This window comes from Candidatus Nitrosocosmicus sp. FF01, from assembly GCF_047711275.1.
Classification (GTDB): domain Archaea; phylum Thermoproteota; class Nitrososphaeria; order Nitrososphaerales; family Nitrososphaeraceae; genus Nitrosocosmicus.
This window is the reverse complement of the sequence record NZ_JBLNIG010000001.1, coordinates 275,510-294,781: the sequence shown is the minus strand read 5'-3', so window position 1 is coordinate 294,781 and position 19,272 is coordinate 275,510. Positions and strand designations below refer to the sequence as shown.

The following is a 19,272-nucleotide window of genomic DNA, read 5'->3' as shown; positions in this document are numbered from 1 at the left end:
ATGTGGTTCAAACGCTGCAAATTTATACATATTTAGTCATCTTATTGTAGCGTTAATAATTTCAACAACCATAGAAGATTAACTTATTTTATCAGTCAGAGACATTTTTCTGTGCTATAATTTTTGTTGGTCGGACTCTAACTATTAATTCACCGGGTACAGCATTTCTTTTTCCATATCTTTCAGCTTTCTCGGTTCCCATGTAACGTTCAGCAATCCTGGTGGTATATCTTAAAAGTTCCTCTTCATTAGGAGATCGATCAATATCAACATTCCCATTAATAATTATAAATGAATAAGGAGGTGTTTGATCATCCACACATAAACATACTTGAGGATTGGAAATTAGTTGTTTGGCCTTGACAGACTTGCTGTAAGTTGTAAAAGTAATTACCAGGTCGGTACCTGGTTGACTCAAATCCCAATCAACTACAAACCAGACAGGAGCGACGTGGGGTTTCCCGATACGACTTGCGGTGGATATTTTGGCAGTCATGGTTCCCTTAGTTAGAAAGGCATAGATTTCATTATTGGTCATTTGTGCCATATTAGGATTTTGATATGTAAGTAGATAATTAAAATTTTGACAATATCATACAGAGGGTTTCTCTGACAATGGCAAAGAATTCCACAAATTGTTATAAGAGCAAGCGAAGGCGTGGTAACCAGTGGAACCATGGAAATTATACTACTAGTTTTTTAGACAAACCCATATCAAATCATATAGTAGTAACACACTGTTAGAAGGAGATAAAATTCTCTTACCGTTTAAAATTTAGGCAAACAAATTCCGATTTATAACATAGTAACAAATATCCAAACTGTGATTTAATTAATTTCAAATATAGATTTAGATTAAAATGAGTAATATAAGAAAAAACTATAAAATCGGAGTATTCACAATGTTCATTGCAGCAGCACTTATAGGTTCAGTAGTAGCCTTTGGCGACAACTATGCATATGCAGGTGGTAAAAAGAAACACAATGACGCAGAGCAAGAAATTGAACAAGGTCAAGCAAACGAACAGAATGCTCAATGTGTATCTGGTGAATTTACATTAACTGGATGTAACAATGTTGGATTATTATTCCAAGTTAATGAAGGCGATTTGGGACTAGGCCAACAATAAATTTTTTTGACTTTAACCGAAATTAAAATTACAGTTCTTTAAGCATTGTCAATTTTCAATTACTCCATTCACAAATTATATAGAAGAGTCATAATCTTGTTTATCTAGTCAATCTAGACTCCAATTCGTCAATTTTTTTTCTAATTTCTTTTATTTCAAACAGTATCTCATTTTGAGTAGCTGGGTTTCTAATTTCCTCTTCTAAAGCTTTGTATGCTTCTTCGGATTTTCTAACAATGACGGCTACAAATATGTTGATTACAATGAATGTGCCTATCACAATAAAACTGACGAAGTATATAATATTGAGCGGGTTTGCATGTGTTGCAGGCGCCATAACCTCTACCCAACCCTCTAAAGTTAATATTTGGAAAAGTGTTATGATAGCTCTTGGTAATGAACCCCAATGTGCCGGATCAGTGGCACTAAATAAATGATAACCTGCAATGCTATAAATGAAGAATAGCAACGATAGTAGTAAGAATATGTTTACCATACTAGGAATTGATTTGATAATAGTTTTTACTACTACTGACATTTCTTTTGATCTATTACTAAGTCGGGTAACTCTCAATAACCTTATTAAACGTGCGATAGTAGAGTACCCTCCACCAAAAGGGATTAGGGATAGTACTATAATTGAAAAATCCAATATATTCCAGCCGTTCTTAAAGTAACTAGAAAAGTTAGGATAAGAGGCAGAAATTTTTAAACCTGCTTCAATAATATAAACAATAAGCACGCCGGTACTGATTGATTCAAGAAAAGAATAATATTCTTTAAAGACAGGAATTGTTTCTAATACTAAAACGGCTGCTTGTATCAGTATGACTATGGTTATAAACTGATTAAAGAAAGGTTCATTAACTATTTTTCTGATTGAATCTAGCAAATCATGTTGATGTCTCTCTGGAAGAATATTTTTAACTTTGGATTATTGAGGCTCGATAGCAATGGCGGAACTTCTGCAGTGATCAATATCGAATTTGTCAAGACAATTCTCCATAGACTTGCTTAATAGTCATTAAAATACAAAATATGTTTACCTGGATTTTCCTGATTTGGTGTTCTTTTTGATGAGGAGTTGCGAAGAGAAAGGTCATGTAGGAATTGGAGGTTGCATGTCAGAGCTTTTTACAAGAAAGATAGAAATCTATAACTACAGGTCTTCTAAATAGGAGGTGAAAATTAAGATTTTAGAAAAGCACTAGATGTCTTTAGTAGAGGATTTTTTTGACTCGAAGATTTTGAGAAGGAAGACTAAGATATCGCATTCGACAATGGATCATTCAATGACCTCAATCCGCTTAACTCCTATATTAACGACCATATAGAATTCATCGGCAATTTGGATTATATCACCCAGAGACATTTTTGAATGATGTCGTTTCCATTTTAGAGGTATTCCGAACGGATTTTCTTCATTCACAAATCTCATCCAAATTCGGCCAGGGTTTAAAACATTCTTAAATTCGGCTTCCCACACCAGCTCGTAAATAGTATAGAGGGCTATTCGGCTAACTTTTTGCAAATTGTACATTAATTCCGCATTAGTCTCCTTGTAAAAATAGACCCTAACTAACACAAAAAACCACCTTATATCGAATAACTTTTGATATTTATTACCTTTACAAACGAAGAGCAGTAATCAACGTCAGAATGGATAGGTATCATCACCATCTACCCAAAAAAAATTTAATCATACAATCAGGTGACTTTTCAAGGTAATTTGTATAGCAATTCATAAATAGATTAGTAGCGATTTGAGTTAAAGTTCTTTTTCATGAATGCTTTCAAAGCAGGCATGATTAGAGCCCCTCAAGGGCTCCAAGTTAATTATACACTAAAGAATACCGCGAGACAATGATAAGAAGTACATGGAAAGAAGCTGAAGCAGAAGAACTGAAAAGAGAGAAAACCATCATATTGGCCCGCATTGACATATAAAAGAAAGAATAGACATTCTTTAGTGATCAAATTTTACTATTGGTTATAGCAAGAAAATTGTGCAAACAATTCTATTCTGTAACTATCTATCAGTATATAACAAAGACATGGTTTCTGTTTGCAAGATAATGACAAAACTTTGTACGTATCTTCACAAGGTATGATAATCGGGAATAGCAATTTTATAAATATATACCAAGAATTCCCAATATCACCTCTTGCACGGGACTGACTCCAAAAAATATCCGCCAATTTAGTTAACTCTAATACATATTTTATGAACAAAGAGATATCTTTTTGACCCATAAGGTATCTATTTAATAAAATGAACTCTAAATAATATTATATTCAAAATCAAGTCTCTTCCAATATCTGTTTCTAATTTACGAAATAATCTTAAAAACTTTTATATCAATCATAATTAATTTTAATGTTGATTAAGGATACAAGTGACAAGACACATTATCAGTATTATCATGATGCGAATCAATTAATGATAATCGATGATGAAAAAGATTTGTTATTTGTATACAAGAGCGGGCTTGAAATTGATGGAATAGAGATATTCACATTTGATGATCCGATATCGGCCCTAGATGAATTTTCAAAAAACTCAGAAAAATATTGTATTGTAATTACAGACATGCGTATGCCAGTTATGAGCGGATACGAAATAATTAACAAGTTCAAGATGATCAACCCTAAAATAAGAATAATCATTATCTCGGCATATAACATAACTGAAAGTGAAATTAGCCAAAACCTAAATTCCAATACAAAAATAGACAGAGTAATTCGAAAGCCAGTCACATTAGAAGATCTAAGAAGAATGATCGAAGATATATGGAACGAATGCAAGACTACCCAATGAAATTAAACAATTTATTAAACCAACCTACTTTTTAACATACACTGATTTACCAACTAAATGGCATGAAATACTCATCAATACATCGAACAGTTGAAACCTAAGAACTAACTTCTCCTGATATTTCAGAAAAGTAAATGAGGTGCTATAACCTATGAAATAATATATAGTACAGTTATGAGCACGAAGGATTACAAGAACCCCATCCCCACTGTGGATGCAATAATTCAAAGGGGGTCGGATATTTTACTCATCAAACGAAAAAAAGATCCATTCAAGAATATGCTGGCACTGCCTGGTGGATTTGTCAATGAGAATGAAACGGTAGAGGAAGCAATAATTAGAGAAATAAGAGAAGAAACAACTCTTGAAATAAGGTTGTTGGAAATATTAGGCGTATACTCAGATCCCAAGAGAGATCCACGAAAACATATCATGACCATTGTTTTTATAGGGGAGATTAAGGGAGACAAAAGCATCGAGGCCAAGGCAGCAGATGATGCTTCAGAGATCATTTGGCTCAGTTTAGAGTTAATAGAAAAAGACACATTCGCTTTTGACCATAAGATAATTATCAATGACTATAAAGAGTGGATCCTCGGACGTGGCACTTTTTGGTCGGCTAAAAATAGAGCCAATCCCTGAAATCAATTGGCCATATTCGATCCAGACAAAGCGAAAACCGCTACTATTAGTTGATCACGAAATGAATTTAACAAATTCAAACGCTTTACGATGCCCAAAAAAGATCCTGCAAATGGCAGATTCCAAGTTTTTGGAAAGGAAATTTTTTACACTAGTTTCTGAAATTTCAAGAATAATGATATCAGGGAATCGGGAACTAGGGGAACGGGAAGGGGTAAACCGAGTGATTAATCCCATTTTAAGGCTCTGTTAACTTAATTCATTATATCCTTATTGTGTTTACATACAAATAGATTCAACCAATTTATCACATGATTTAGTTTACAGTTTGCTTTTCGACACGGAAAGTAATCATCGAAACTTTCAGTCCTGTCCTTAATATATTGCATAGTTCTTTCAATCAAGCTTTTCTCTAAAGGAGAATGAAGATGATGTCTTATCTTTAGGAACCTACAAGCCTGAGGGTACCATGTTCCACCATCTGTTGATACAGGATGCTTTCCATGAATTTTAACTAGACCTGATAAGAATCTCTCAGCAACGAACATGTTTCTTTCCTTGGAGATAGATAGTGCGAGAATTTGCCTGTTCTTAGGCTCTATTGCTACCCATAGCCAGATGTATTCTGAACCAACCTTAATAATGGTTTCATCTACTAGGTACTCTGAAATTTTCTTCCTCTTTGATGATATCCTTTGATGATTATGTTTCTGAATCCAATTCCATATGGCTACATGACTTCTCCTGACTTTGTGTAGAAAGAACATTGCTTTGGCAACGCCTCTGGTTGATAATCCCAGAAAATACAAATACAAAGCGCGACTAATATCTAAAGAAGGTGTTCTGTTTCTTTTGCTTAACATAACAGAAATAGAGCATCTTCAAGCTAAATCATTTTCTTAAGTTAACAGAGCCCATTTTAAAGCCTTTCTTACACGATTTTCCCGATTTTGACATTATTAAACTATTAAATAGCTTAGTTATGGGATTGTAGTTGAGATGGGTAATTTCAGTTTTCACTCAGATAAAATAGGCATCTCCTTTGATAGTCACTTGGCAAATCACAATGATGAAATGAAAACATTGTTGCTGAAAATCAGAGATGATGTGTTTTCCTTAGGAGATAAAGTAATTGAAGAGGTTCGACCCCATAGGATTGTTTATGCAAAATCGTTAACCTTTCGCTACTTTTTAGATATTTATCCCAGACCAATGGATCTAGTGGTTTCTGTAAGAAGAAACAGAAGAGATCCTGCCAGAGAATACATTATTCGCAATTATGAGGAATGGAAAAACATCAGTGTAGAAATTTCTACAGCATATAAGGAAGTCTAACTTAGATGGATCAGTAAAGGTAGATATCTTCGTAGGTTTCCCTTGAAATACCCTAAACTCGATTAATAAAATTAAGAACCCATGGTAACTACAACTAGAAATTCTCCTGAGTCAATTCGGGCGTTACTGCTTGCTAGCTTGCTTGTCTACCCTTGTGATCCATGCAAGTTAGTTAACACATGGAGTGATCAAACAGTAATAAATAGAAGACTGACTTAATCCAAAGGATTGGACGCATACTTTGAGGAAGAACTAATTGATTTATTTACGTATTATTTGCAAAATCCCAGTTCCCAGGAATTGACATCAAAGAAAGAGCGGATAACAGAAATTGGTAGAGAATTATATCAAGATGGGGGTCAGGATTCAATGGAGAATATGTTTCATTCTGTATCGATTCGAATTAAAGAAGAGATTGGAAGTGACATTAGTAAATATCGCTCATGGTGGAACGAGATATCTGATGGATGGAACTACTAACGGTCCAAATTACTGCTATTAACGACAAATAAACAATTGACAGCTCGAGGATTAACAAATGTCGCATCGATTGATCTAAATTCAAGAAAAAAGTAAATTAAGACTAAAGATCCAGGCCATGTTTATATTTTGTAACAGGTAGTATAGCATAATTGGCCAAAGAGTCGAACGAAGATCCTAATCAAAAAACTACGATATTAAATCTATTTAATTCAGGTTTAGAACCTGAAATTATATCCCTCGAACTCGATATAGATGAAGATATTGTTAAATCAATAATTGAAAAAGAGAAAAACAAGGAAAAAGGAGGAAAGACAGACAGCAATATTTCTAATTATCTTATGAACAAATTTTATTTAGATGTAATCATAGATATCAATGCTATTACAAAAGAAGCTCAAATTAGAACTTGGAAAGCATTAAAATCAAAACCAGAACTAAACATAATCGTCAAAGAAACCCAGAGTATTTTAGAACAACATGCTGAATCCAAGTTAAAGTTAGTCATGTTGCATATTGATCTAGTAGGTTCCACGAAAATGGCTCTGACGTTACCAATTGATCGACTAACAACAATAATTAGAGCCTTTACACAGGAAATGACAAAGACAATAGCAATGTATGGCGGTTACGTTCTAAAATATATTGGTGATGCCGTACTAGCGTTTTTTGTAGTAGAAGACTATGGACCCAAGGAGCAAGCTGAAGGAAGTAACCTATCCTTACGTAAGAAAGAAGGTGAAGGAGAAGAAACAAGAGGTGAAGGTCGAAGTAAAAAGATAGAAATAAAATCAAATATTAACGGTTTAACCTCTCTTCAATTTAGTAACGTAATTAGTTGTGCATCTACAATGATTAAGATTCTAAAGGAGGGGATAAACCCCATACTCAATCAATACGATTATCCCGAACTTAAGGTTAGAGTGGGTATAGACTACGGAGAGGTGGCCATAGTACAGTACGGCATAGATATTTATGAATTTGATAATGTAACGTTCAAAGCACCACATTTGGATCTTATAGGGTATACTATTAGTGTAGCCGTCAAAATGACGTCTCTCGCGGAGCCGGATCACATGGTGATTGGTCAAAAACTTTTTGATAACTTAGACGATAAATTAAAGGCATCGTTCAGGAAAGTACAGACCAATACCGAAATTTGGAGTTATTCAAATGATACGTATGATGGACTTTATTCTCTTTTTACCAAGTGATCGAATCAAGGATGATAACTTTTCGTAAAAAGGTTTCATTCAATAGTAAAGTTCAAATGATTTTTCCTCTCGAATCGTGTTCCACCAGTAGATTGTATAGGTATCGATAAGAATTTTCAAATTAATAGACTGGAAATCCTGCGGGAAATTGAAAAGATGCTAGTAATAAAACTCAAAAAGTAAAAAAAAGAAAATTTTATTGCTGTCCTAATGCGTTGTTGCCACTATTCACCTGATTTTGGAAGCTCTCGTTATCACATGATACAATTGCATCTTTACCTGATACACATTGTGCGTTTTGGTTGGAGGTTTGTGATTGGCCGATACCTTGGTTGGCGCTGTTTCCACCTTTACCGCTTCCTCCATTGTTGACCTGCTGCATTGTTTCCGCTATTTGCTTGGTTTTGAGTGCTCGTATTACTACAAGAATTGCTCAATGAACCGCCTGCTACACATTGTGCGTTTTGGTTGGAGGTTTGTGATTGGCCGATACCTTGGTTGGCGCTGTTTCCACCTTTACCACTGCCACCACTTTGTGCGGCTGCATTGTTTCCGCTATTTGCTTGGTTTTGAGTGCTCGTATTATTACATGAGTCGGCCACGTTTCCACCAGATACACATTGTGCGTTTTGATTGGAGGTTTGTGATTGGCCGATACCTTGGTTGGCGCTGTTTCCGCCGCTACCGCCTTTACCGCTTCCTCCTTGTTGACCTACTGCATTGTTTCCAGCTGTTTGCTTGGTTTTGATTGCTGGTATTGTTACAGGAGTTGGCTGTGTTTCCACCAGATACACATTGTGCGTTTTGGTTGGAGGTTTGTGATTGGCCGATACCTTGGTTGGCGCTGTTTCCGCCGCTACCACCTTTACCGCTTCCGCTGCCACCGCCACCACTTTGTGCAGCTGCATTATTGCCTGCATTGTTCTGTGTTTGAGTATTTTGGTTGTTGCCCGAATTAGCAGTATTACCACCAGAAACTACGCCACTATTTTGATTGGAGGTTTGTGATTGGCCGATACCTTGGTTGGCGCTGTTTCCGCCGCTACCACCTTTACCGCTTCCGCTACCACCTTGCTGAGCCAAAGCATTGTTTCCAGTGTTTGCTTGGTTTTGAGCGTTCAAATTATTGCATGATACAAAGGTTCCTGTTCCAGAAACGCATAATGCATTCTGACTTGATGATTGAGCCTGTCCTATTGCTTGGTTTGCGGTATTAGCTCCATTGCCACCTTGCTGAGCGGCTGCATTGTTTCCGCTATTTGCTTGGTTTTGAGCGTTCAAATTATTGCATGATATAAGGGTTCCTGTTCCAGAAACACAAACGCCAAGTTGTGTTGAAGACTGGGCTTGTCCTATTGCTTGGTTTGCGGTATTACCTTGTGCGAATGCATTCAAGGTCATGGAAGTGGGACCGACTAAAAGTAGTATTGATAAAGTTATTACTGCTATAATCGGCACCTTAATATTTTTTTGCTTGTAGATTTTTTTATTTTCAGTGAGTGAATTGTTCACAACCATACTGATTTGAATAAGTATATTTAATTTGCTGCGATATTGCAATACTCTAATATTCTAATAGTTATAGAATTTTATCATTTTATTGGTAATCACTCAAGTGTAGAAATCGCGTTAGCAGTTTGTTATAGCCTTAAATATTAATTAACTATACCCAATTTATGCGAAATACACGTAACAAGAATACATCGACAAGATTGACCAAGTCCACCAAACATGTAATCAAGAGCGAGGATGTGTATAATATGTTACGAACTATCCCTACTGGGATGGTTTCTACGTATGGAGATCTTGCCAAAGCCCTTGGAAAGCCATCAGCCTCACGACATATAGGAAGAATACTAAGCAAAAACCCAAATCCAATTGTAGTGCCTTGTCATAGGGTAGTAAAGTCTGATGGGAATCTAGGAGGATTTGCATTGGGAATTAGAAAGAAAAAAGAATTATTAGAAGTTGAAGGAGTGCATTTTGTACATGATCTTAGAATAGAGGATTTTCAGAAAATCAGGTTTTGTCCACCAATGCGCCAAACAAAATCTAGTTTCTAAAAAAGTTATAAAAAAAGAAGAAAATTAAACGGCCTCTAATTCTTTGATCCTTTCTGAAACACCTTTTACTTCTTTCTCAAGGTCATTTTTGTATTCCTTTAATAGATCTACTTTTTCTTCACGAGTAAGAAAACCTCTTGATCTTTGTACGCCAATTCCACTTACACCGGTGCCACAACCACAGCTCATTATATCACCTCCTGATCCTTATTATCGGACATACGATATCATTAGGCATGAGGTTATTTATACATATCGGATATCCAATATTTAAACAGTAGTTGCTTTCATTGGGCCCTGTTAACTTAAGCGTTTGAATTAGGGTCAAATGTTGTCCAATATGTCATATGGAGCCAAGACTGACTCACTTTCAGACACAGTTATGTTTGGAATTTATGTATAAATTTGAGACATAACTTGTTCTGATAGTTATTCAGTCCTAATCCATATGAAATATTGGAAAACATTTGAACCAAATTCAAACGCTTAAGTTAACAGGGCCAGTTTCTTTCATTGTTATGGATTTCAACTAATTATTGGGCACAAATAATTGTACATTATTATTTGTAGTATCGGCCACATAAACCCGTCCGGCTAAATCAATCGCAATGCTTTCGGGTTTAATAAATTGGCCGGGGCCCGTCCCCTCAGCACCGAATTCCGATAAAAAAGTTCCATTTTTAGAGAATATTTGAATTCGATGATTATCTGAATCTGAAACATACAGATTTTGCAATTTGTCAAAGGCAATTACAGCAGGATGATTGAATTCCCCTTCATTGAGGCCCTCAGAGCCCCATTGAGTTATAAAAGTCCCATTATTAGAGAAAACCTGAATGCGACTATTCACGTAATCAGGTACAAATACGTTGTCCTGATTGTCTATAGCTACATCCCATGGCATATCAAATTGACCAGGTTCCGCTCCTTTATCTCCCCATGAGGTTATGAGTGTCCCGTTGTTTGTGAATTTTTGTATTGTGTCAAGATCCCTATCGGAGACAAATAAGTTTCCTTTCGAATCCGCGGCAATTCCATGGGGATGTAGAAATAGTGCTTCAGCATTAGGTTCATTTCCCCAAGTGTTAATAATAGTTCCATTTTGTGAGAGCACCATTACCCGTTGATTAATTTGATCAGTAAGATAGAAATTTCCTTGCTTGTCAATTTCGCTGCTATGTGGATGATTTAGCGAAAGGTCATCTTTGACTAAATTTTTCCATGTTGAAATAAACTGTCCATTTTTGTCATACTTTTTAATCTCATTTGATTCGATATCATTGACATATACATTATCTTGACTGTCTGTAATTACCCCTTCAGGCTGAAAGATCTGTGTTGAATTAGGAGAATCAGTTTGAGGCGCAAGGGTTCTGAAATAACCAAAGGTCATTGTTTTGTTAGCAGGTAAATCATGCAGGGTGCTAGTATGATCGCCAGAAGTAGAAAAGGAATAATTGGGCAAAAACGCAGGGTTTGAAATGTAAGAAAGTGGCATCAAGAGAATAAAAATACTCAACATGCGCAAAATGTGCGCATAATTATTACAACAAATAGATTTCATGCAAGTAAAATACATGATGACTTTAATTAAGTCTTTAACAAATTATATAAAATCAACTGAACAATTTAGGGAAGATCAACAGAAACTCCTCGCACAAATAGGTAATTGGATATCCTTTTCTAAACGCCATCTAACCAAATCTGTCCTAAAATATATAGTATTAGTATTATGCCATACCAAAAATAAGAACTATATGGAAGTTTAGTTTTTGTATGTTAATGTATTTATTGGGAAATAACAAATTATTTATGTTAAACATGTAACTATATATTATGCAAGACTTTGACAATGAAAATTGGAGCGGTTCGTAGTTTTTTTACGGCCAATAAATCAGTGATCATAGTGGCTATCTTAATTGTTATTATTCCTATTTCATTGTATTTGTATTTTCAACAAGAGACAGAAAGTAGTATAAGAAACAGCATATATGAACAACAAAAACAGAATCAAATGGATGCAAGCAAGGCTATTGCAACGCACCTAGAATCAGATATCGAGTTGATATTGTCAAGACTCCAAGGGCTGGCTAGCTCTCCTTCTATTATGAATTGGGACACTAGATCCAACACTACAATAACTTTATTGAAAGATTATTACAGGATTATTAATTCGAGTACGCCTGTGGATAGGTTATTCTTAAATGATAGATCAGGTGTTTCGGTATTAGATATAGCTCCTCTAAACACAACAAATTATGCAGGGATCAACTTTTCCTTTAGAGACTGGGTAAATCAAACAAAAAACACCTTGTCTCCTGTCATCTCAGACACCTTTTTAGGAATGGATGACAAAAATCGAATCGCAATGACTTATCCCATAATAATCAAAAATTCCAGCGGTTCTTTTTATAATGGTTTGGTTGGTGTAGTAATTCCAGTTAACGAATTTTTCAATTTTTATGGTAATATTTATGATATCCAGTCGCAATACTTGTCAGTGCTGGACAATAAATCAGTTATTTTAGTTCATCCACTGCCTTCATTAGTAGGTAAAGAATTTTTCGGCGAATTTACTCAAAATCTTACAGGTTACAATGACATTTTGAATAACTTGGTTAGGACCGTGATTTCAGGTCAACCTAATATTTCCATATATGAATTCGTAAATGAGGAGAGATTGAATACAGGTTATCCGGTATATATAGACGGAGTTCCCAAATATGCAGTTTTTGTTGTGACTCCAACTTCATCTATTTACTCAACAGTGAACAACATTATTGAAAAAGAAAGACTTCAAATGCTGTCACTAATAATTGGAATAATTGCAGCAGTATTATTGTTAATATTATACTTAAGTAAGGTAAATTCAACTCTGGATAAAGCAGTCAAAAAGAGAACCACAGAATTGGAAAATGTAAACATAAAATTAGAGTCTGCAAACAAACATATCAAAATCCACGACGATATGCAAAAAGAATTCATAAACATGGCAGCTCATGAATTACGGAACCCGGTTCAGTCATTATTAGGATTTTCGGACATCCTAAAAAAATTAAATATAAGAAATGAAGGAAACAAAATTGCCCTTCAATACAAAGATGCCATAGAGGCAATAAGTAGAAGTAGCAAGAGGCTCAAAAGATTAGTAGATATCATATTTGACGTCTCACAGCTAGACAATAATTTATTGATATTAAACAAAGAATCGTTTGATTTGAAGGATATGATAGAACAATTAGTAACAGATTATCAATCCCATAATACACTTCTCAATAACACCAACAACAACCAATCCCACATCGAGGGTAATAATATTGAGTATACTAAAGGCAAACACGTTATAGATTTTGCCTATTCCAACTATCCACCAGGTCCCAAAACAGTCAAAGGAGACAAGGCATATTTAAAACAAGTTATAACTAACCTGGTAGATAACGCCGTTGAATTTACTCAAAACGAGGGTAAGGTAAAGATAAACCTAGATAAAGAATTAAAAAATGGCAAGGTCATTGTAACTGTAAGTGACAATGGATACGGAATCCACCCCGATATTTTACCATTCTTATTTACAAAATATGTTAAAAAGTCAAGAGGCGGGGCTGGCCTTAGTCTATATATATCAAAAAAAATAATTGAAGCCCACGGCGGAGAGATTTGGGCCAAAAATAATGATGACGGAAGGGGTGCAACTTTTGGATTCAGTTTGCCTCTGGATAAATAACAAGTTTTTATTTTAAAAAATATCGGAATTTTTGGTACAGCCAGTTCGAATATTCTCTACTCGAAATTTTTTGTATGGAAATGATAAGATTGTATTTATCAGAACGTTGTTTGAATTGATATAAAATTTTATTGAATCTTCATTACTGTTTATTTTGGTATTTGGCTTTATCAATTTCTTGCTCAAAATGTCTTTTCCAATTCAGAGGCAAAAATTTCAATTTTGTTATAGTTTTTAATTGTTGTAATTCACTATAGTTATAATTCCTTTTTTTATACAAGCTTACTATATAATTTACGGAAACACTGTTCATTTCTCTAGTTAATAGCTTTATTTCATCACCCTCTATTAATTCGCCTTCTCTAAGCACTCTAAAATAAATTCCAGATCTAAGACTGTTTAGAAATTTTTCAATGACATCCATTTTACCAAACCGTATACCTAATTTATAACAAGGCATTCGGGGTTGAGTAACAACAAGCCGTGATGAACCAATATCAAAGGTATCTCCAATATTCACATCCATTTCATTCAATCCTTGGGTTGTAAGATTTTCACCAAACATGCCAAATTGAATATCTATATCAGGATAAATTTTTCTCCAGTATTCATAGTGTTCTACGGGATAGGAATAAACCGCTTTGTCAACTCCCCCATGAACTGACAAGTCAGACTGTGCGTCCCCTTCTAGGTTGAGCTTTGATAATTTTATCTTTTCATGAACAGGATGTTTGAAAATACTCGTAGTTACTAGTTGATTGTTGAATCGAATTTTTTGTGGTATTCCAACATTAACAGAGACAACCTTCATGGGATGGTACAAGATTGTCACTCATAATTGTATATATGTTTGTCAAGATTGATGCAGCACCTTCTCCAGAGAATGAATTACAAAAATTATTATGTCAAATAAAAAAAAGATTATTGCTTGCTATTTTTGGTTTTGAGAATGTATGTAGAGCAAAGAATCAAATTTTATTGCTGCTAATCCGGCAGCATACAAAAGGAGCAGTGGTATTGTTATGAACCACATGGTTATGCCACTGCCGTCCGGTGTAAGCAGTGCTCCTAGGATAATTAAAAAAATAGCGATATATCCAATATTCTTAATCCAAAAAATTTGTGAAACCAATCCAGATTTAGTAATCGCCCACATTACAAGTGGAATTTGAAAAGAAAAGCCAAATATCACTAGCATATTCAGGGTGAAAACCACGAAAGAGGTAATCTCAAAAAAAGAAGTAATTTCGATAACTTGTCCGTACTTGTACAAAAATTCAAGCGTATATGGGATTACGATGGTATATGAAAATATACATCCCATGATGAACAATAATACCATTGGAAGCAAGGTCTTTTTAATAATCTTATTTTCATGATGAAATAATGCAGGATTTATGAATACAAAGAACTCTCTAAATATTAATGGCAAAGTACCTACCAGGCCGATTATTAATGCCACATACAATTGAGCATTGAATGACTGACCAGGTGCTGTTTGAACCAAATTCACGTTCTTGGGTATGAGATCATTCTTTAATAACGAAATTATTTGAACCGAAATATTGTTAAATGCATCAATATGTAAAGTTGGTACATCATATCCGTTTAGATTAACCAAGGATACTCCGAGTGACATGCACACGAGAGTAAGCAACCCCATCACAATGAATATCCTTACTGCCCTACCCCTTATTTCAATGAGTAGACGTGTAAGAGGACTGATGGTAGAAATTTTTATCCCCTACCTCTTTGTTGTGACATACTCAAGTTTATAAAATTCTATAAATCGCTGATTAAAAAATATTTTACTCGATACAATACTGTAAATATCTAAATACATGAAATGCGATTTGAAAGTGAAGGCATATTAGGAGTGCTAGATTCAACAAAGGAATTATCTGACAGTTTTGGAAGAATCGCAAAGAAACTCAGGATTTCCGTTACTGATAGGTGTAATATGAGATGCATTTACTGCATGCCTTTTAATAATACCAAATGGCTAAGCCAAAAAAACATCCTTACTTACGAGCAAATAACATACTTGGCGGAAATTTTTGCCTCACTTGGAATAGAAAAGATAAAAATTACTGGTGGAGAGCCATTGGTTCGAGTCGATATTATATCTCTCATAAAGTCACTTTCTTCGATAAAAGGGATAAATTCTATAAGCATGACTACAAATGGCATCCTGTTAAAGGATAGAGTGGCAAGCCTAAAGGAGGCGGGATTAGAAAGTATCAACATCAGCTTGGATACATTTAATCGCACTCGATTCAAATCAATAAGTGGAATTGACGGTTTAGATATTGTTCTTGAATCAATAAAATCAGCAGTTAGTCAAGATTTGCGCGTAAAAATTAACACAGTTATAATTAGGGATTGGAATGACGACGAGATATCTGAATTTGTGGAATTTTCAAAGAAAACCGGTTGTCCTGTCAAATTCATAGAATTTATGCCTCTTGACGGAACTAAGATCTGGTCAGAAAACCTGGTGGTAAGCAAGGACGAAATGATTGATAAAATAAACAACGATTTTGGGAAACTAAGTCCTTTGGACAACGATAAAGCCGATCCAGCAAGGCTTTACAGGTTCGATAATGGAAACGCAACAATAGGATTCATACCCTCCATAACCAAACCATTTTGTCAGGATTGTGATAGGGTTAGAATAACTGCAGAAGGCAAACTTCATACATGTCTGTTTGAAAAGAAGAATTATGATTTAAAAGCGCTACTAGATAAAGGAAAATCGGATAAAGAAATTCAAGAATATATTCGTAACTGTATATTAGAAAAGCCTGAGGGAATAATAAAAATTATTAAAAACCATTCACTAGAACCCGGAATAAACAATATGTATAGTATTGGTGGCTAGTAAGGGAGGCGAAGAGGAGATATACAGATAGAAAAATAGACCACAAGTATAAAGCGACGTTACAATAAAAGGACCAGATCAGGTCACAGAAATATTGATCTTGCTATAACCCTCCGCGCCATTGGGGAACGGATCTTCTAATGTTGAAGTTTGGATTTGCCCGTTTTTGTCTGTCGCCCGTACCACTATCTCATAGTTGCCTTTGTCTGCTGCGGTGAATCCACTTGTCCACAATACCCAAGTATATTGTGACAAGGGATCTTTAATTATCGCTGTTTTCCAAGATTTGCCTCCATCTATGCTCACCTCCACCTTCGATATACCTCTGTTACCTGCAAATGCGATTCCAGCTATAGGAATGTTCCTGCCAGCTGCTAGGTTGCTGTTATCCCCTACCAAATGAGGAAATCTGTCACCTATGGGCTGGTTGCCTGGGATTACGATAGATGAGCTAATAGAGCTTATACCGTTATTTGTCCAGCCTTTTCTCTGCCAAAAACCTTCATAGGTTTTATCTACTAATTCTATCTCTGTAATCCATTTTGGATTCATCATTCCATAAAATCCTGGAACGATAGCCCTGATGGGATAACCATGCTCGTTTGTAAGCGGAGAATTGTTCATATCGTACGCTAAGATCGTACCTTCCATCATACCGCTTTCTAAAGGAATGCCCACATCATATCCATCCTGACATCTGAATACAATATATTTTGCATTTGGTTTGACCACAGCTTTTTGAAGAAGATCCTTAAGTCGCACTCCTTTCCATAAAGCTGTGCTAGTGAAGTTGCCACCTATCTTATTACTAATGCAAGCCAAAGTTGCAAATTCTTCTACTGCATTCATATTTTTTATCTCATGATAATTTATTACGACAGGATTGTTCACCAGGCCTTTTATGGACAGATTCCAAGTAGCCGCATCGATTGTGGGCACCACGGTATTGATATCTATTCGATAAAATAGATAGGTAGGGGTCACTTCTGCGTCAATGAGAGGAGTAAGCAGTGGATTCTCAAATCCAGCTGGTTTTGATCTTGATTGTAAGAATTGTCGTATTGGTTCATTATAAGTACGTGATGTTGACGGTGATGAAGGCGAAGTTTGTTGATCCGATCCAGATATTAAACGGCTAAAGCCAAAGTAAACGAGAGGAATTGCAATTAACTGAAATTACAAGGGCGCGTATTGCATCTCTTTTGGCGTAATCGATACCATTAGGAATAGAGGAGTTATTTTTTTGTTGTATATCAACGCCCGATGCAGAAGCGGGTCTGGTCAGCAAATTTCTTATTTTCAAAGTATTTGTTTCCATATAAAAAGGCAAAAATTAATCCAAAGATAATATTAGGTAACAAGAATAAGCCAAGAGATGGTAAAGAAGGTAAAAGAGCAGACTGTCCTGGTATAGTACTGATCATCATAAAAATAATTACTAAACTGATTTGAATAACATAAGGTATCACCGTCGCAAGCATCAATCTCCGAGCAAATACTGGAGAGTTAATTTTTTGAAGCAGTTTGCCTATAATAATTCCAAATATACCAAAAATCAAAACATTGATAACAGTAGCACCAAAAAAAGTTGAATACTTGGCAAGAGGTCCAAGGGTAAGTACTGCTTGAGATTCAATTTCTCCAGATGTAGTGGAAATCAAACCCTGTGCGGCTATTTCGGGTAAAAACAATCCATTGAAACCAATTTTTAGAAAAATGCTTAAAGACAGACAAGCGATACCTGCAGCCAGGCCAAAGACAAAAAAATAGACAGAGTTATTTGCCTTCAATCCCTTAACCATTGTATAACGGAAAGATGAAATTATTTAAGGATTTTTCCAAATTGACCTTCCTAGAGTGTTGATTTGAAATGCTCAATAATTTTTATCATTTCAAAATAACCAGAGAGAGAGGGAGTTATATAGGGAGGCACATTGGATCATAAGAATCCACCCCAATCTTAATTAGATATCTTGAGTTAATTTCAACTGTTATGGGCATGATAGACGTGGGTGACAAACCAGAGTCACTTAGGAGTGCAATAGCACAAGCTGTTTTGGAATTTGATAACAGTATCTATGATGCCATAAAAGATGGAAACTCTCCAAAGGGAAATATTTTTGAAATAGCAAGGATGGCCGGCACCATGGGTGCGAAAAAAACTTCTGATTTAATTCCCTATTGTCACCCGATACCAATTGATGACATCAAGGTAGATTTGACAATTGAACATAATCGTATGGAAATAAAAGTAAGAGTCAAAAGTGTATGGAACACAGGGGTCGAGATGGAAGCACTTACAGGAGCAACTGTTGCAGCGCTGTCTGTATATGATATTCTAAAACCATTAAAAAAATCCTTATCTATTAACAACATCACAATTTTAGAAAAAAAAGGCGGAATTGGGGATTTCATAGAGAACTTTAATGAAAATCTTTATGCGGTGGTCCTGACTATAAGTGACACAAGAAACAAAGATCAGGATAAATCCGGCAAGTTAATAGTGGATGTTTTAAGCAAATACGGCTTTACCACAGTTGAGTACAAAATAATCCCAGACGACATAGAGATTATTGAAAATGAATTAAGAACCTATTCGGACTACAAGAAAAAAATAAACATTATAATTACAACCGGAGGAACTGGTGTTGGTGCTCGAGATGTTACGCCAGAGGCAACAAGAAAAATCTTAGACAAAGAGATATCAGGTATTATCGAGAATATAAGGCACTACGGTCAGAAAAGAACGCCCCTGTCAATGCTTTCACGAGGTATTGCGGGAATCAGGGGAAAGACTTTAATCGTAAACTTGCCTGGAAGCGCTCTGGCAGTATCCCAATCTCTAAATGCTTTATTCCCTGGAGTAATACACATTTTCAAAATTATTAGTGGACAGCACTCTTCTCATCATCATCCTCATGATCATGATGATAATTAATAGCAGGTTCGACGGGGCCAGTAACAAGGTTCATTACCAAGATAGCT

23 protein-coding genes are annotated in these 19,272 nt (G+C 35.5%); 10 read left to right on the top strand and 13 right to left on the bottom strand.

Going from position 1 to position 19,272, the window contains the following annotated elements:
- Nucleotides 1-91: 91 nt before the first annotated feature.
- Nucleotides 92-538: a PPOX class F420-dependent oxidoreductase gene (locus tag ACMT7R_RS01580; RefSeq protein ID WP_415309684.1), complete on the bottom strand. Its 447-nt coding sequence runs from the start codon at nucleotides 536-538 to the stop codon at nucleotides 92-94.
- Between the two features lie 322 nt (nucleotides 539-860).
- Here ACMT7R_RS01580 and ACMT7R_RS01575 point away from each other — a divergent pair, with 322 nt between their 5' ends.
- Nucleotides 861-1,130 (top strand): hypothetical protein, encoded by a 270-nt coding sequence (locus ACMT7R_RS01575; protein ID WP_415309683.1) that lies wholly within the window; start codon nucleotides 861-863, stop codon nucleotides 1,128-1,130.
- 100 nt (nucleotides 1,131-1,230) lie between these two features.
- On the opposite strand, the gene ACMT7R_RS01570 is transcribed toward ACMT7R_RS01575, so the two are convergent.
- Together ACMT7R_RS01570 and ACMT7R_RS01565 are read right to left on the bottom strand one after the other, a co-directional pair.
- Nucleotides 1,231-2,022 carry an ion transporter gene (locus ACMT7R_RS01570; protein ID WP_415309682.1) on the bottom strand — a complete coding sequence of 264 codons (792 nt, stop codon included), beginning with the start codon at nucleotides 2,020-2,022 and terminating at the stop codon, nucleotides 1,231-1,233.
- 393 nt (nucleotides 2,023-2,415) lie between these two features.
- On the bottom strand, nucleotides 2,416-2,715 hold the full coding sequence (locus ACMT7R_RS01565; protein ID WP_415309681.1) for a hypothetical protein: 300 nt from the start codon (nucleotides 2,713-2,715) through the stop codon (nucleotides 2,416-2,418).
- A 792-nt stretch (nucleotides 2,716-3,507) separates the two neighbouring features.
- On the opposite strand from ACMT7R_RS01565, the gene ACMT7R_RS01560 reads away from it, so the two are divergent.
- Both ACMT7R_RS01560 and ACMT7R_RS01555 read left to right on the top strand, forming a co-directional pair.
- Complete coding sequence (locus tag ACMT7R_RS01560; protein ID WP_415309680.1) at nucleotides 3,508-3,948, top strand: response regulator; 441 nt, start codon at nucleotides 3,508-3,510, stop codon at nucleotides 3,946-3,948.
- Nucleotides 3,949-4,122: 174 nt separating this feature from the next.
- The gene (locus tag ACMT7R_RS01555) at nucleotides 4,123-4,590 is read left to right on the top strand and encodes an NUDIX domain-containing protein (protein ID WP_415309679.1); all 468 of its coding nucleotides are present in this window, start codon (nucleotides 4,123-4,125) and stop codon (nucleotides 4,588-4,590) included.
- Between the two features lie 254 nt (nucleotides 4,591-4,844).
- Here ACMT7R_RS01555 and ACMT7R_RS01550 read toward each other — a convergent pair whose 3' ends face one another.
- The gene (locus tag ACMT7R_RS01550) at nucleotides 4,845-5,453 is read right to left on the bottom strand and encodes a DDE-type integrase/transposase/recombinase (protein ID WP_415309446.1); all 609 of its coding nucleotides are present in this window, start codon (nucleotides 5,451-5,453) and stop codon (nucleotides 4,845-4,847) included.
- A gap of 136 nt (nucleotides 5,454-5,589) precedes the next feature.
- Between ACMT7R_RS01550 and ACMT7R_RS01545 the strand changes: the two genes are divergently transcribed.
- From ACMT7R_RS01545 to ACMT7R_RS01535, 3 genes are all read left to right on the top strand, one after another.
- On the top strand, nucleotides 5,590-5,925 hold the full coding sequence (locus ACMT7R_RS01545) for a hypothetical protein (protein WP_415309678.1): 336 nt from the start codon (nucleotides 5,590-5,592) through the stop codon (nucleotides 5,923-5,925).
- 228 nt (nucleotides 5,926-6,153) lie between these two features.
- Nucleotides 6,154-6,405: a hypothetical protein gene (locus ACMT7R_RS01540; RefSeq protein ID WP_415309677.1), complete on the top strand. Its 252-nt coding sequence runs from the start codon at nucleotides 6,154-6,156 to the stop codon at nucleotides 6,403-6,405.
- Between the two features lie 152 nt (nucleotides 6,406-6,557).
- Nucleotides 6,558-7,619 carry an adenylate/guanylate cyclase domain-containing protein gene (locus ACMT7R_RS01535; protein WP_415309676.1) on the top strand — a complete coding sequence of 354 codons (1,062 nt, stop codon included), beginning with the start codon at nucleotides 6,558-6,560 and terminating at the stop codon, nucleotides 7,617-7,619.
- A 196-nt stretch (nucleotides 7,620-7,815) separates the two neighbouring features.
- On the opposite strand, the gene ACMT7R_RS01530 is transcribed toward ACMT7R_RS01535, so the two are convergent.
- From ACMT7R_RS01530 to ACMT7R_RS01520, 3 genes are read right to left on the bottom strand one after another with little or no spacing between them, the layout of a single operon-like run.
- The gene (locus ACMT7R_RS01530) at nucleotides 7,816-8,001 is read right to left on the bottom strand and encodes a hypothetical protein (protein ID WP_415309675.1); all 186 of its coding nucleotides are present in this window, start codon (nucleotides 7,999-8,001) and stop codon (nucleotides 7,816-7,818) included.
- Nucleotides 7,970-8,404 carry a hypothetical protein gene (locus tag ACMT7R_RS01525; protein WP_415309674.1) on the bottom strand — a complete coding sequence of 145 codons (435 nt, stop codon included), beginning with the start codon at nucleotides 8,402-8,404 and terminating at the stop codon, nucleotides 7,970-7,972. The genes ACMT7R_RS01530 and ACMT7R_RS01525 overlap by 32 nt, the downstream gene beginning before the upstream one ends.
- Nucleotides 8,310-9,131 (bottom strand): hypothetical protein, encoded by an 822-nt coding sequence (locus ACMT7R_RS01520; protein WP_415309673.1) that lies wholly within the window; start codon nucleotides 9,129-9,131, stop codon nucleotides 8,310-8,312. Before ACMT7R_RS01520 ends, ACMT7R_RS01525 begins: the two co-directional genes overlap by 95 nt.
- A gap of 164 nt (nucleotides 9,132-9,295) precedes the next feature.
- On the opposite strand from ACMT7R_RS01520, the gene ACMT7R_RS01515 reads away from it, so the two are divergent.
- Nucleotides 9,296-9,682 (top strand): MGMT family protein, encoded by a 387-nt coding sequence (locus ACMT7R_RS01515; protein ID WP_415309672.1) that lies wholly within the window; start codon nucleotides 9,296-9,298, stop codon nucleotides 9,680-9,682.
- 24 nt (nucleotides 9,683-9,706) lie between these two features.
- Here the strand turns inward: ACMT7R_RS01515 and ACMT7R_RS01510 are convergent, their stop codons facing one another.
- Nucleotides 9,707-9,871, bottom strand: a complete 165-nt coding sequence (locus ACMT7R_RS01510) for a hypothetical protein (protein ID WP_415309671.1) — start codon at nucleotides 9,869-9,871, stop codon at nucleotides 9,707-9,709.
- 340 nt (nucleotides 9,872-10,211) lie between these two features.
- Nucleotides 10,212-11,180, bottom strand: a complete 969-nt coding sequence (locus ACMT7R_RS01505) for a 6-bladed beta-propeller (RefSeq protein WP_415309670.1) — start codon at nucleotides 11,178-11,180, stop codon at nucleotides 10,212-10,214.
- 354 nt (nucleotides 11,181-11,534) lie between these two features.
- On the opposite strand from ACMT7R_RS01505, the gene ACMT7R_RS01500 reads away from it, so the two are divergent.
- Nucleotides 11,535-13,406 carry an ATP-binding protein gene (locus ACMT7R_RS01500; protein ID WP_415309669.1) on the top strand — a complete coding sequence of 624 codons (1,872 nt, stop codon included), beginning with the start codon at nucleotides 11,535-11,537 and terminating at the stop codon, nucleotides 13,404-13,406.
- Between the two features lie 142 nt (nucleotides 13,407-13,548).
- Here the strand turns inward: ACMT7R_RS01500 and ACMT7R_RS01495 are convergent, their stop codons facing one another.
- Together ACMT7R_RS01495 and tatC are read right to left on the bottom strand one after the other, a co-directional pair.
- Nucleotides 13,549-14,217, bottom strand: a complete 669-nt coding sequence (locus tag ACMT7R_RS01495) for an MOSC domain-containing protein (RefSeq protein ID WP_415309668.1) — start codon at nucleotides 14,215-14,217, stop codon at nucleotides 13,549-13,551.
- A gap of 120 nt (nucleotides 14,218-14,337) precedes the next feature.
- Nucleotides 14,338-15,102 (bottom strand): twin-arginine translocase subunit TatC, encoded by a 765-nt coding sequence (tatC, locus tag ACMT7R_RS01490; protein WP_415310539.1) that lies wholly within the window; start codon nucleotides 15,100-15,102, stop codon nucleotides 14,338-14,340.
- 150 nt (nucleotides 15,103-15,252) lie between these two features.
- Between tatC and moaA the strand changes: the two genes are divergently transcribed.
- Nucleotides 15,253-16,287, top strand: coding sequence for a GTP 3',8-cyclase MoaA (moaA, locus tag ACMT7R_RS01485; RefSeq protein ID WP_415309667.1), 1,035 nt, complete (start codon nucleotides 15,253-15,255; stop codon nucleotides 16,285-16,287).
- 78 nt (nucleotides 16,288-16,365) lie between these two features.
- On the opposite strand, the gene ACMT7R_RS01480 is transcribed toward moaA, so the two are convergent.
- Nucleotides 16,366-17,229, bottom strand: coding sequence for a molybdopterin-dependent oxidoreductase (locus tag ACMT7R_RS01480; protein WP_415309666.1), 864 nt, complete (start codon nucleotides 17,227-17,229; stop codon nucleotides 16,366-16,368).
- Between the two features lie 311 nt (nucleotides 17,230-17,540).
- A complete protein-coding gene (locus tag ACMT7R_RS01475; protein ID WP_415309665.1) occupies nucleotides 17,541-18,089 on the bottom strand; it encodes a hypothetical protein in 549 nt (182 codons plus the stop codon).
- Between the two features lie 191 nt (nucleotides 18,090-18,280).
- Between ACMT7R_RS01475 and moaCB the strand changes: the two genes are divergently transcribed.
- Nucleotides 18,281-19,225 (top strand): bifunctional molybdenum cofactor biosynthesis protein MoaC/MoaB, encoded by a 945-nt coding sequence (gene moaCB / locus ACMT7R_RS01470; protein WP_415309664.1) that lies wholly within the window; start codon nucleotides 18,281-18,283, stop codon nucleotides 19,223-19,225.
- Nucleotides 19,226-19,272: the final 47 nt, after the last annotated feature.